Source organism: Porphyromonas circumdentaria, from assembly GCF_900167105.1.
GTDB lineage: Bacteria > Bacteroidota > Bacteroidia > Bacteroidales > Porphyromonadaceae > Porphyromonas > Porphyromonas circumdentaria.
Genome location: NZ_FUXE01000009.1, coordinates 32580 through 45160, shown reverse-complemented (window position 1 = coordinate 45160; position 12581 = coordinate 32580). Strand labels below are relative to the sequence as shown.

Below are 12581 nucleotides of genomic sequence, written 5' to 3'. Positions count from 1 at the left end.
ATAAGGAACTATGCTAACAGTCAATCAGAAAAAAAGTTTCGACGTAATTGTTGCAGAACAACATTCTGCTATAACAGTAGGCTCTGGAGATTTGTCCGTACTGGGAACTCCTGCTATGATAGCTCTAATGGAACAGGCATCGGTACAGTTGGTAACTCCTCTTTTAGAGGAAGGTACGTCTACAGTAGGTATCCATTTGTCGGTAGAACACCTAAAAGCTACTCCTATGGGAGCTAAGATTACAGTATCTGCCGAATTGACAGCGATTGATGGTCGCAAATTGACTTTTGCTCTCAAAGCTGTAAACGCAGAGAATGAGACAATCGGCGAGGGTACGTTGGACCGATTTATTATCGACAAAGAACGCTTTATGGCTAAGCTCTCGTAAGAGAGATTGCGCCCCTGAGGCTGGCATTATAAAATCTAAAGACTGTTGCAGAGATCTTATATTTGGCACTCCGCAACAGTCTTTTTGTGTATGATTATATTTCTTATACGTTGAGTAACTTCTTCTCAGGGAAAGGGTAAAAAGCTTCCTTTACGGCTTTATTATATCAAGAAGACGGTCGATAAGTGTACGGTCGTTTTTGAGTCGAGGTACTTTGTGTTGCCCCCCTAATTTCCCCTCAGATGCCAGATAAGCATTGAATGTACCCGAGGGTGCTATATAGATTTTTAGTGGTAGCAAGGTCATGTTATTGTAACTTTTGGCATCATAATCGGAGTTTTCCAAGCGCAACAGCTCATGCAGACGCAGGGCAAAAGCCTCTACATCTTGTGGAGCCTCTTCGAACTCTATAACCCAATCATGCCTTCCTTTGCCCTCTTCGTTGAGAAAAAGAGGAGCAGCAGTATAGTCCCGTACAGTAACGCCGAATTCTTGGGCAACTTTAGAGAGAGCAGCATCTGCATTAAAGACCATAAGTTCCTCCCCAAATGCATTGATGTACGAGGCGGTACGCCCTACAATTTTTATCTTGTAGGGGTGAGTACTTGTAAAAGAGATGGTGTCCCCAAGCATGTAGCGATACAACCCTCCGAGAGTGCTTATAACAAGGGCATAGGTAGTGCCGACTTTGACCCCTTCTAAGGGAACGGCAGAGGGATGCTCTTTGTCCAATTCGCTTAAGGGAACGAATTCATAGTAGATCCCATAGTCGAGCATGAGTAGGAGTGAAGTGTCGGAGGGATCGTTCTGTATGCCGAAAAAACCTTCTGAGGCGTTGTAGGTCTCGCGGTACTGCATTTTGGGAGAGGGAATCAATCGACGATACTCCTCTTGGTAGGGCAGAAAACTGATACCTCCGTGGAAAAATACCTCCAAGTCGGGCCATACGTCAGATAAGCTTTCCTTGCCCGTATACTCCAATACGCCTTTTATAAGGTGCAACATCCACGAGGGAACTCCTGATATGCTCCCTACTCGAGCGTAGGCAACCTCTCGTATAATTTGCTCCATTTTAGCATCCCACTCTTCCATGAGTAGTGTTTGCTTCGAGGGCACTCTGATCATATTACCCAAAGAGGGCATCTTCTCGATGAGTATGGAGCTAAGGTCGCCTTGCGATATGTTCTCCATCAGAGATACGGGTTTTTGACTTCCTCCCAGAGTGAGACCTTTCGTTGCAAAGAAGCGACTGTCGGGTCGGGTCGAAAGATAGAGCCAGAGTGTATCGGAAGCCCCTTTGAAATGGCATGCTTGCAGATGCAGTGCGTTGACGGGAAGTCGTTTGCTCCTACCTGCAGATGTTCCGCTCGATACGGCAAATCTATCGCACCCTCCTTTGACTAAAAGATTACGTTCGCCAGTGAGCATACGCTCTGTATAGGAAGCTATGTTGTCGTATGACACGATGGGAAGAGCCTTTGCATAGTCTTCGGCATTTTTTACAGTGTGGGCATTGTAGCGACGCCCGTATTCGGTGGCTTGCAGGCAACGAAGTACTCTCTTTAGCTGCCTCTCTTGTAGTTGTAAAGATTGGTGATTATACTGCTCTATGCTCTTTATACGCATAGACATAGCCGTGTAAATAAGGCGAGTAAAAGCATCCATGTGAGTTGTTTATTGTTGGTGATTATAGCGGATTGTATCTACTCCTACCAAGCGGTCATAGCGAGCTCCTTGAGGGCGGTAGTAGACAAAACTGGTGTATAGGTTAGAGGTCGGGTAAAAATTACCCTCAGTCTGCTCTCCAGAGAAAGAGAGGTTGTCTGAGGAGGAGAGATAGGTAAAGGATACATAGCCTCCTTTGAGGAAAACTTGCCCCGTGTAGGCACCCAAATTGGCATCGTAGGTTAGCTTCCTTTCCTCCATAGGAAGAGCATCAAAAGCTTCTCCAAACAGATAGAGCTGCTCATTATTATGTAGAGGTGGTGCGTAGTAGTAGAAAAATACTTCGTAGTAGTCGGTATTAACATCGCTTGTTCCTCCCGTTTCAATGGAGCGTATTACGTATTGTCCATCTGCATCTTGATTGAAAAGATAAGAGGTTTGGCTCCTCTGACTCTGGGGGTACAATAGTAGTTGTGTCGCATTTGAGGTCGATACCAAGCGATCTATTCCCATGCCCGATATGTTGTCATTCAGTATTTCATAGGCATAATACTCGTTGCCTGCTGCAAAGAGAGCTCCTTGATTATAATCGTACCGAAGTTGCCCGCCTGTGATACCCGATGGTTGTGACAGATATACAGCGTTGTCATGACGACTGTTTTGTCCGACAACAATTGTCAACTCCTGTATAGGGTTGGTTACTCTGAGCTCTTTTGTCTTTAGTAAAAGATTGACTTGTTGGGTACCTCCATAGCTCTCTTTTTGGGTAATTGGGGTAACAGTAGACTCGATGCTGGCAATAGGCTCTAATAGAGAAAAGGCAACTTCTAAATAGGGATTCTCTGCACTCTCATTAGCTGGAAAGATTTGTAGGATATAGTTGCCCGATAGAATGGGTTGCGAGGGGGCAGAGTTGTCAAGACGTAGGGAGTAGTGGCGGTAGGAAACTTTCGTAGCCTCAGAGAGTTTACTCTCGGTGATCTCTCCGCTAATAAAGCCTTTGATATATTCTGAGGGGGCTAAGCCACTATTCTCCCATTGTGCTGTATAGTGCTTCAGCGTATAAGAGAAGGGGACTAACTCTCCCCCTAAAAAATCAAACTCTATGATAAGAGCCTCCCCGAGGGATGGAGTATAGTAGGGAAAAGGTCGCCATGAGGTTGTCCCCGCCACGGAAACAGTAAGCCCAGCTACCGAATTGTTTAATAGCCGAGTTGGGAAAATCGGATTAGCCCAACTCTTTCCAACGATGATAAAAAGACCTGATAATAAGCCTATCCAGAGGCGACTATACAGCTTCATTCGGCAAATATACTTAATTTCGGCATGCAAAATGCTTATAAAAGCTCTTAAGGAGTAAAGGAGCTTTCTACAAACTTCTCTCTTTTATGAATCACTCTTGCGAATCTGCCAGCGAAAAGATAAAGGCAATAATGGAATGGGTCGCTACTTATGAGCATCTATCTCCCGACAGGATACTTTTGGGAAGTACGGTCATTCCGAAAGAACTACAGGCAGATGTGGTACGACAGCTAACTTATCGGGGAAAAATGCTCTTGAAATACCCCTCGTTGGTATCCAAGAGGATATTTCTTCCTGCTGGCATCTCCTACGAGCAGGCTTCGAGTGAGGCGACAGCTCTTTATAAGCAAAATTATGTGCATGAGGGAGAGATACTTGTCGATGGAACGGGGGGATTAGGAATAGACTTTGTTGCTATGGCAAAGTTGGCTCACACGGCTACTTATATAGAGAGGAAAGGATTTTTTGTAGAAGCGGCTCGTTACAATTTGCCACGCCTATTGGAGGGTAAAAAAGACTTAGTCCTTTCCATCCTACATGCCGATATGAACGATTGTCTTGACAGGGTTGTTCGAGAGGGAACTACATTGTTTTATTTTGACCCCGCAAGGCGTTCCGAAACAGGCCGCAGAACCTATGGCTTGCAGGACATTGTACCTAATCCTTTAACGGTATGTACTCGTCTCAACGAACTCGGCTATCAAGGGCGAGTACTGATTAAGCTTTCGCCGATGGTTGATGTAACGGATACTCTCCGCCAAATGCCGAAAGTTTCATTTATAGAGATTGTCGTATCACAAGGGGAGGTAAAGGAGCTATTGGTCTTTATAGAGCGTTGGGACAGGGAGCGAAGTGAAGGGGAAATACCGATAAAAGTTACTACACTGACCTCAGAGGGGAAGGCAGAACACTTTTTTATCGGTACACTGCAAGAGGAGCGAGGGCAGGCACTCTCTATTGCAACGGAAGTAGGAAAATACTTGTATCTACCACATGCGGGAGCTTTTAAGAGCGGACTTTATAGAACGATAGCCCATAGGTGGAGGGTAAAGAGTTTGCATCCCAATTCACATCTTTACACCTCGGAGCGTCTTTGTATCGACTTTCCTGGCAAGGTATATCAAATCGTGGAAGAGATACCTTTTAGTTCGGGAGTACTGAAGCGGTTGAAAAAATCTATCCCGAGAGCCAACTTTTCGGCACGTAATTTCCCACTTAAACCAGAACAGTTTTATGCAAAGAGTGGAATAAAATCGGGCGATGAAGTACGGCTTTTTGGAACTACAATTTATGACGACACTCTCGTTATACTACGTGTGCAGCCTGTAGAACATACATCCTAATATATACCCCATAACGATACTACGAGAGAGGTGTCGCATGATGTTTTGTAAATGGCTGGTAAACAGGTGTTTTTTGGTGTCTTTGTAGCCCTCAAAAAAAACGTTGTCCACAAGGAAATTTCCGTATATACAAAAATTTCGCCGCGTATATACGGAATTTTTTATAGTTAGAAAAGAGAGAGAAAATTTTTGAGTTGGTCTGTTGCAGAGGTTTCAATATCCTTGTAACTTCCCTCCCAATTTTTCAGCCCTTTGTGCAGGAATAGGATATGGTCTCCGATGTTCTGCACAGAATTCATATCATGAGTGTTGATAACGGTCGTTATCTCAAACTCAAGAGTTAGATCTTTGATGAGTTGGTCTATGGTTCCCCCCGTTTTGGGGTCTAAGCCTGAGTTGGGTTCGTCACAAAAGAGGTATTTCGGGTGGTTAACGATAGCACGAGCAAGAGCAGCACGTTTCATCATCCCCCCACTAACCTCAGAGGGATATTTATTGGCCGCTTGTGCCAATCCAACCTTTTTGAGATACTCCATCGCCTGTCCTTTGCGGTAGCTTAGAGATTTTTTGCTAAAGGCGTCTAATGGGAAACGGACATTTTCCAGTATGGTCATGCTGTCAAATAGTGCGGAGCCTTGGAACATAACCCCCATGTTTTGTCGCAGCGTCTTGGTTTGTTCTTTGGTAAACTGACAGATGTTTATATCCTCAAAGAGTATTCTCCCCGATGTTGGCTCTATAAGTCCGATGAGACTTTTCAGTAGAACGGTTTTCCCCGCTCCACTTCTTCCTATGATTAGATTGGTTGTAGCAGGTTTGAAGACAGCATCAACGCCACGAAGTACAATCTTATCGTCAAAACTTTTGGTTAATTGCTCTACTACAATCATGGTGTGTATATTAAATGAGTAATAAGTTGGTTAGAAGGACATCGGCAAGCAGTATCAATACACTACTCGTTACCACGGCATTGGTACTTGCATGACCAACGGCAAGTGCTCCCCCCTTAACCGTGTAACCAAAATAGCTTGCCCCCGACGTTATTATAAAAGCATACACCAGAGATTTTACGATAGAGTAAACAATGTTATAGGCATTAAAATAGAGTTGCATGCCATACTCAAAATCACTCGCTGTTATGCTTGGGGTAACGAATGTGGCCAGAAAACCTCCGCCAATAGCCGTTGCCATACTGATAATAGACAGTATGGGAATGAAAAGAAGTAGTCCCGTAATCTTCGGTAAGATTAGAAAGTTGGCGGAGTTGATTCCCATCACTTCGAGGGCATCTATCTGCTCCGTTACACGCATGGTGCCGAGCTCGGAGGCGATACTGGAGCCTATTTTTCCCGCTAAAATGAGACACATAATAGAGGAGGAAAATTCTAACAAAACAATTTCACGCGTAGCGTAACCGATTGTGAACCGAGGAATGAACGGAGAGCTCATATTGATGGCCAACTGGATAGTAATTACCGAGCCGATAAAAAAGGAGATAATCACTACAATCCATATAGAGCCTAACCCCATGTCCAATATCTCTCGTATTAGTGATTTGAAGAATATACCCCATCGCACTGGACGAGTAAAAACCTGCTTCATGAGCATAGAGTACTGACCAACGTCAGATAAAGCTCTATTAAAGGGTTGAAGAATTTTTTTCGAATCTATCATTTCTCTGTTTCTGTCTTCGATTGGTTTGAGGTGAATCCTTTAGACATAGTCCATCCCTGTGCAACAAGGGGAATGGCACTGCCATCTTTTGCTACTATATGACATCCTTCCGAAGGGTCTGTAACGTATCCTATCAGAGAAACTCCAGGAAAGTCTTGTATGTAATCACTTGCTGTAATGGGAAGAGTGAATAGTAGTTCGTAATCTTCCCCTCCGTTTAATGCTGCTGTAATAGGGGCTATGTGCATATCTTCTGCCGCTGCAACAGTTTCGTGGTCTATAGGGATACGTTCTTCATATACACGTATTCCTACTTTACTTCTATTGGCTATGTGTAGTAATTCGCTGGAGAGCCCGTCCGAAATATCCATCATCGAAGAAGGTAAGAGATTGCGCTCTGCCAGAAGAGCTATAACATCTCCTCTTGCCTCGGGTTTCAGTTGGCGTTCTATGAGGTATTCTCTCCCTGAAAAATCAGGGGTAAAGAATGGAGTAGGGTCTGCTTGGAAGACCTTTTTCTCGCGTTCTAAAAGGAGTAACCCCATGTAGGCAGCTCCTAAGTCCCCCGTCACACAAATCAAATCGGTGGGCTTCGCTCCATGGCGATACACCACTTTTTCGGGCTGGGCATAGCCGATACAGGTTATACTGATGACCAGTCCATTGAGCGAAGAAGAGGTATCTCCTCCTACCACATCTACTCCATATCGCTGTGCGGCAAGGTATATTCCTTGGTAGAGTTCGTCGATTTGTTCAACAGAAAACTTTGCAGATATACCGATGGATACCGTGATTTGTTCGGGTTTCCCATTCATGGCGAAGATGTCAGAGAGGTTCACCATTACGGCCTTATAACCAAGGTGCTTAAGGGGGACATACATCAAATCGAAATGTATGCCCTCCAATAACAAATCGGTGGTAACCAATTGTTGGGAACCATTAGGGGCAGATAGTACGGCAGCATCGTCGCCAACTCCAAAGAGGGTTGTCTTATTGCCTAACTTTTGCTGCTCAGTAAGGCGTTGGATGAGTGCAAACTCTCCAAGCTCTGATATTTTTGTTGCCATAAGATTTATAAATGTAGGGAAGAGTTTTGGTTAACTTGGCGGATTGTTTTCTCCACAATCTTTTCGAGTTTAGTACTATCCTCTTCTGATAATACTGTCTCTATGGGGATGTAGTATAGTCTACTTTTTAATTGCTGAGGGAGCTTTTCCTTATAGTCTATAATGCGCACAGCATCTTTTTGCGTTAGTACCAATAGCGAAGAAGGGTGGTCACTTAAAAGGGTAGAGAAAGAAGCTAATTCTCGCTCTGAGAAGTGGTGATGATCGGGATAATGTAACGTCTTTATTACATTAAAGCGTTTCTTCAAATCGGCGAAAAAATACTCTGGCTGGGCTATACCAGCTATGGCAATTACTCTCTGCTTTACGTTGCCGTTATTTGCCGCTACCGCCTCTTTGGGAAAGAGGGGAGTAAGATCTCCAGATACAGTACGACTGAAAAGAAGACTTTGATGAGGGTACAGAGATAGGTTACGCTCCATGATTCGGTACTCAATGGGGGGAATTTCCTCTGGACATCGTGTGAGAATTATGCAATCTGCTCTGAGAGCTCCCTCGAGACTCTCTCGTAGTCGGCCTACGGGAAGCAATTTATCCTTTATATAGGGTTTGTTCCAATCTGTAAGAAGGATTGAGAGTGAGGGGAGTACTCTGCGGTGCTGAAATCCATCATCTAAAAGGATTATCTCGGGCTGTTCCTCTTTTGGAAGAGATAGAAGATACTCAATGGCTCTACGTCTATTGCCATCAAGTACCATCATGACTTTTGGAAAGTTGTAGAGTATTTGCCGAGGTTCGTCTCCTATTTGAGAGGCGGTATCGTTAGGAAGAGCTATTACTAAGCCCTTGCTGCGTCTTTTATACCCTCTACTTACAACAGCGATGCGATATTTCGACCCCAAGTGTCGTATCAAATATTCCACCATCGGCGTTTTCCCCGAACCTCCCACCGAGAGGTTCCCAATGCAAATAATGGGGATAGGGTAGCTTTTACTCTTAAGTATCTCTTTGTTGTACAGATAATTTCGCAGCCGAACTCCCACCCCATATAAAAATGAAATGGGATACAGACATCTGTATATGCTGCGATTTTTCATAGAGAAAAAGCTCCGAAGAGGAGCTACCCCTATAGTGGGTAACTCCTCTTCGATATTTATTACATTTTTATGTTATACATCAAACGTGCTTGTACACCTGCATTCTCTCGGTATGATCGTGTCTCTTTAAGGGCTTCGATTTCTTCTTTCGTCAAAACTCTCTCGAGGATGCTTTGAGAGACTGTGTAAGAGAGAGAAGAGAATAGTTCTTCGAAACGATCTCTATAAGTTTTTTCATACTCGATGGTGTAGGAGGTTATCTCGGCAAGTTCTGCAGCCTTTTCGATAGCTTCATCCAAGCCACCTAAGCCGTCTACCAATCCGTGTTGGAGAGCTTGTGAGCCTGTCCAAACTCGGCCTTGTCCTACATTGTCTACTTGCTCTTTCGTTAGTTTACGACCATCGGCAACTCGGGTAATGAATGTATCGTAACCGAGTTCTATATAGCGTTGCATGATTTCTTTTTCATCCTCTCTCATAGGTCTGAAAGCATTACCAAAGTCGGCATACTTCGCAGTCTTAACTCCATCTTCTGTAAGAGATAGTTTTTTTGCTGTTCCTGCAAAGTTGGGGAAGATACCATAGATACCGATAGAACCTGTGATAGTAGTAGGCTCTGCAAATATATAGCTTGAAGCACATGATATGTAGTACCCGCCAGAGGCTGCAAAGTCTCCCATAGAAACAACGATGGGTTTCTTGCTCTTCACAAATTGTACGGCATCCCAAATCTGTTCCGAAACGAAGCTACTTCCCCCAGGAGAGTTTACTCGTAGTACGACCGCATCGATTTCATCTTCATCGGCAATATCAATTAATCTCTGTGCCAATTCTTCTGTTATCGTGCCACGCTCTTTACCCGCCATGATTGCTCCTTCGGCAAAGAGTACTCCTACCTTGTCATTCCCTTTAGGGGTGTAACCCTTAGTTCTATTCATATTGGTAAGAGAGACGAGCTTCATATCGTCATCTACCTCGTCTTTTGCTTTCAGTAGATCCATAACCTCACGTTTGAAAAGAAGGCTGTCAACGAGTTTATTTTCGAGATACTCCTGTTGAGGAAGGAAAACGGGACCTCTATCGGCAAAAGCTTGAAGAGTTGCAACCTCTATTTTTCGTTCTTTAGCTATACCCTCAAGAAGGTTATCCCATAAAGCAGAACTGAAAGAGGTTATTTGCTCTCTGTTGGGTTCACTCAGACGATCCAATAAAAAGGGCTCTACAGCTCCTTTGTAGGTACCTACTTTGAAGACTTGCATTTCCACTCCAAGATTTTCAAGGGCTTTCTTAAAGAATACGTTAGATACGTAGATACCGTTTAGTTCGATCATCCCTTGGGGATTGAGGTATATTTTATCTGCTACAGAAGCGAGATAGTAACCTTTCTGGTTGTAAATGTCTGCATAGGCAATGATGAATTTACCAGAGGATTTGAACTCTTGCAATGCTTTACGAACTTCCGAGATAGAAGCCATTCCCCCGCTCGGAATATTGGCTGTAAGTAGTATTCCCTCAATATTGGGATTATCTTTTGCCTTGCGGATGCTGGCTATAACGTCGGTTAGTGAAAGGGTGCCTTTGTCTGAAGAACCGAAAAGGTCATCAAAAGGAGTTGTAGCTACTTTCTCTTGTAGGTTGCTAAAGTTCACCTCAAGTACCGAGCCACTCTCTATTTTTACGGGAGCTCCTTGGGTAGAAATCGAAGTAGAAGCCACAAACCCGATCAACAGAATAATACTTAGGCAGGATATAATTACAGATCCTACGAAGAAGGCCAACACTGCGGCCAGGAACATCTTAAGAAAATCTTTCATATTTTTTATTTGCAAATACTCTACAAAAATAAGAAAAGCAACGTAATAATACTACTTTACACGTGTGAAAAGCCTTGTATCCTATTTATTAAGGTCTTTTTATCCCCTTGGGCATCGATTTTTCTGGCTTCTGTTAGCGATGAGTTTTTCCGATATAGAAAGCCTCTTAAACAGAGGAGGAAAAGAAGAGAAATAGGTTACGACTGCCTTTTACGCTGCTGTTTGGTTAGTAGCGTTTTATACCTTTTCCTCTCTTTCTCATATCCCAGAACTCCCGATAACTCTACTAATTGTGCTAATAGGGGGATATCTTCGGGGTGTTCTGTCTGTAGCCGACTTAATACGTCATAGGCTTTTTCTTGTTTGTTGATGTCTATGTAGACAAGCCCCAACTGCATGGACAGCTCCAAGTGTCGGTAAAAGTTTTGATATGCCTCTGTTAATAGAGCCAAGGCCTCTTCATAGGAGCCCAAAAGACGTAATACTTTGGCTTTACGCGCCAGTGCTTTTGGATTTTTCGGGGTCAGAGCCAGAGCCTTTTCATAGGAGCGTAGAGCGGCTTGATATCCTCCTATTTCCTCTAAGCATTGGTCACCCATCTCGATATACTCTTCGGAAAAAGAGGTGAGAGTATCCTCCATTTTATTATCTGCCAAGGATTGTTTTTTTAGGGTCTGAATCACTCGCTCTACTTGATAGAGCTTATTGATGAAAAGACGTCTAAAACGAGGAGAGTCGAGCATGTTTTTGGATTGGAGTGCCTCCGATAGAGTAGAGATAGAGTCTACCAAACGCCCCTCATTAAGCGCATTTATAGATTGGAGGTACAACGATAACGCTTTGCTCTCCTCCAATATTTCTTGGAATAGCTCCTCATTACCTGCTTGCTGGTAATACTCTATTATTTCGGGACGGATAATGATATCATACTTCCTAAAGGGTCGAGTGAGCCTCATACCCTCAAGAGAGCGACAGCGGCTTAGGGCTACATAGGCCTGTCCTGCTGCAAAAGTTCCGTTGCAAAAGTCTACTGTTACGTGTTCGAAGGTTAGTCCCTGGCTCTTATGTATAGTGATAGCCCAAGCTAATTTGAGTGGAATTTGCGTAAACCTGCCGATTGTTTCCTCTTCGATGGAGTTGGTTTCGGGGTTGAGTATATAGCGTTTGTTTTCCCACGTAAAACGTTGTACAAGGCATATTGCTCCACTTTCGAGCTGAACAGCTGCGTTACCTGTTTCTTCATCAAATTCCAAGAATTGTCCCAAGGAACCATTTACCCACTGATGTTGTGGATCATTGGCCACAAACATTACTTGTGCCCCCTCTTTGAAGACCAAAGTCTCCTCAGTGGGTAGGGAGCCCTCGGGGAATTCGTCTTGTACAGTTCCTTTGAAGGTATATTCATCTCCGACAAGGCGTTTCAAATGTTCTTCGTTGATTGCCTTAGCTCTGTCTCGTCGGGTCGTCAGAGTTATATTGAAGTCTTCTTCAAAAAGAGCAGAAGAGGGGTTCTCCTCGGAGAGTAGGGTATGCTCGTTGAGTTTTTTTACTTCTTGGTCGGAGGCCTGCCCAGTACGTATTTGGTCTAAAATAGCAACAAATTCTTTGTCCTTTTGGCGGTACACTTTCGTTAATTCTACGATAATCGGTTTATTTGCGATAAAAGCATTGGCTCCGTAGAAGAAGTTTGTGTGATAAAATTTGCTTAGTATCTCGGCATCTTGTGACGTAACAACTGGTTCTAACTGGAAGAGATCGCCGACAAAAAGTATCTGTATGCTGCCGAATGGCATAAACATACGCCCCCTTATTATTCTTAGAATAAGGTCGATAGCATCTATAATATCGGAGCGTACCATAGACACCTCGTCGATGATGATTAACTCTAAATTGCGTATGAGCTTTCGTTGCTCCTTGCGAATTTTCTTGAGCGTTTCCTTCACTATTTTATCTCCAGGCGGAAGAGGCCCAAAGGGTAATTTGAAAAAGGAGTGTATAGTTTGTCCGCCAGCATTTAGGGCAGAGATGCCTGTGGGGGCTAAAACGACATGTTTTTTCTTGATTGTTTGGCTAATATGTTTAAGAAGAGTACTCTTCCCCGTTCCAGCTTTGCCCGTCAAGAATATGCTCCGCTCCGTCTCGCGTATCAGTCGGAGCAAATAAACCATCTCCAAATTTTCGGGATCTGGAATAGTGATAGTAGGCTTGGCAGACATAGTTTCCTTGCTTTA

At 43.8% G+C, this 12581-nt stretch carries 10 protein-coding genes; 2 read left to right on the top strand and 8 right to left on the bottom strand.

The genetic code is table 11. The features are described 5' to 3' along the window. Window positions 1–10: 10 nt before the first annotated feature. Window positions 11–388 (top strand): thioesterase family protein, encoded by a 378-nt coding sequence (locus tag B5D06_RS05170; RefSeq protein ID WP_078736949.1) that lies wholly within the window; start codon window positions 11–13, stop codon window positions 386–388. Between the two features lie 150 nt (window positions 389–538). Here the strand turns inward: B5D06_RS05170 and B5D06_RS05165 are convergent, their stop codons facing one another. Next, window positions 539–2053 carry a GH3 auxin-responsive promoter family protein gene (locus B5D06_RS05165; protein WP_078736948.1) on the bottom strand — a complete coding sequence of 505 codons (1515 nt, stop codon included), beginning with the start codon at window positions 2051–2053 and terminating at the stop codon, window positions 539–541. A 9-nt stretch (window positions 2054–2062) separates the two neighbouring features. Further along, window positions 2063–3355: a type IX secretion system plug protein gene (locus B5D06_RS05160; RefSeq protein ID WP_078736947.1), complete on the bottom strand. Its 1293-nt coding sequence runs from the start codon at window positions 3353–3355 to the stop codon at window positions 2063–2065. An 86-nt stretch (window positions 3356–3441) separates the two neighbouring features. Between B5D06_RS05160 and B5D06_RS05155 the strand changes: the two genes are divergently transcribed. Continuing rightward, window positions 3442–4698, top strand: a complete 1257-nt coding sequence (locus tag B5D06_RS05155) for a THUMP-like domain-containing protein (RefSeq protein WP_078736946.1) — start codon at window positions 3442–3444, stop codon at window positions 4696–4698. A gap of 167 nt (window positions 4699–4865) precedes the next feature. Here B5D06_RS05155 and B5D06_RS05150 read toward each other — a convergent pair whose 3' ends face one another. From B5D06_RS05150 to B5D06_RS05125, 6 genes are all read right to left on the bottom strand, one after another. Further along, window positions 4866–5588, bottom strand: a complete 723-nt coding sequence (locus B5D06_RS05150; RefSeq protein WP_078736945.1) for an ABC transporter ATP-binding protein — start codon at window positions 5586–5588, stop codon at window positions 4866–4868. 10 nt (window positions 5589–5598) lie between these two features. Then, window positions 5599–6372: an MlaE family ABC transporter permease gene (locus B5D06_RS05145; RefSeq protein ID WP_078736944.1), complete on the bottom strand. Its 774-nt coding sequence runs from the start codon at window positions 6370–6372 to the stop codon at window positions 5599–5601. Continuing rightward, entirely contained in the window at window positions 6369–7439 is a 1071-nt protein-coding gene (gene thiL / locus B5D06_RS05140) for a thiamine-phosphate kinase (RefSeq protein ID WP_078736943.1), read from the bottom strand. Before thiL ends, B5D06_RS05145 begins: the two co-directional genes overlap by 4 nt. A 5-nt stretch (window positions 7440–7444) precedes the next feature. After that, entirely contained in the window at window positions 7445–8536 is a 1092-nt protein-coding gene (gene lpxK / locus B5D06_RS05135; protein ID WP_078736942.1) for a tetraacyldisaccharide 4'-kinase, read from the bottom strand. A 59-nt stretch (window positions 8537–8595) separates the two neighbouring features. Further along, entirely contained in the window at window positions 8596–10350 is a 1755-nt protein-coding gene (gene sppA, locus B5D06_RS05130; protein WP_078736941.1) for a signal peptide peptidase SppA, read from the bottom strand. 197 nt (window positions 10351–10547) lie between these two features. Then, the gene (locus B5D06_RS05125; protein WP_078736940.1) at window positions 10548–12566 is read right to left on the bottom strand and encodes a DEAD/DEAH box helicase; all 2019 of its coding nucleotides are present in this window, start codon (window positions 12564–12566) and stop codon (window positions 10548–10550) included. Window positions 12567–12581 lie beyond the last annotated feature (15 nt).

What these genes read in the sequence shown, in the direction of transcription:
- B5D06_RS05170 (WP_078736949.1), top strand. Translation starts at nt 11, where the DNA reads ATGCTAACAGTCAATCAGAAAAAAAGTTTCGACGTAATTGTTGCAGAA.
- B5D06_RS05165 (WP_078736948.1), bottom strand. Translation starts at nt 2,053, where the DNA reads ATGGATGCTTTTACTCGCCTTATTTACACGGCTATGTCTATGCGTATA.
- B5D06_RS05160 (WP_078736947.1), bottom strand. Translation starts at nt 3,355, where the DNA reads ATGAAGCTGTATAGTCGCCTCTGGATAGGCTTATTATCAGGTCTTTTT.
- B5D06_RS05155 (WP_078736946.1), top strand. Translation starts at nt 3,442, where the DNA reads ATGAATCACTCTTGCGAATCTGCCAGCGAAAAGATAAAGGCAATAATG.
- B5D06_RS05150 (WP_078736945.1), bottom strand. Translation starts at nt 5,588, where the DNA reads ATGATTGTAGTAGAGCAATTAACCAAAAGTTTTGACGATAAGATTGTA.
- B5D06_RS05145 (WP_078736944.1), bottom strand. Translation starts at nt 6,372, where the DNA reads ATGATAGATTCGAAAAAAATTCTTCAACCCTTTAATAGAGCTTTATCT.
- thiL (WP_078736943.1), bottom strand. Translation starts at nt 7,439, where the DNA reads ATGGCAACAAAAATATCAGAGCTTGGAGAGTTTGCACTCATCCAACGC.
- lpxK (WP_078736942.1), bottom strand. Translation starts at nt 8,536, where the DNA reads ATGAAAAATCGCAGCATATACAGATGTCTGTATCCCATTTCATTTTTA.
- sppA (WP_078736941.1), bottom strand. Translation starts at nt 10,350, where the DNA reads ATGAAAGATTTTCTTAAGATGTTCCTGGCCGCAGTGTTGGCCTTCTTC.
- B5D06_RS05125 (WP_078736940.1), bottom strand. Translation starts at nt 12,566, where the DNA reads ATGTCTGCCAAGCCTACTATCACTATTCCAGATCCCGAAAATTTGGAG.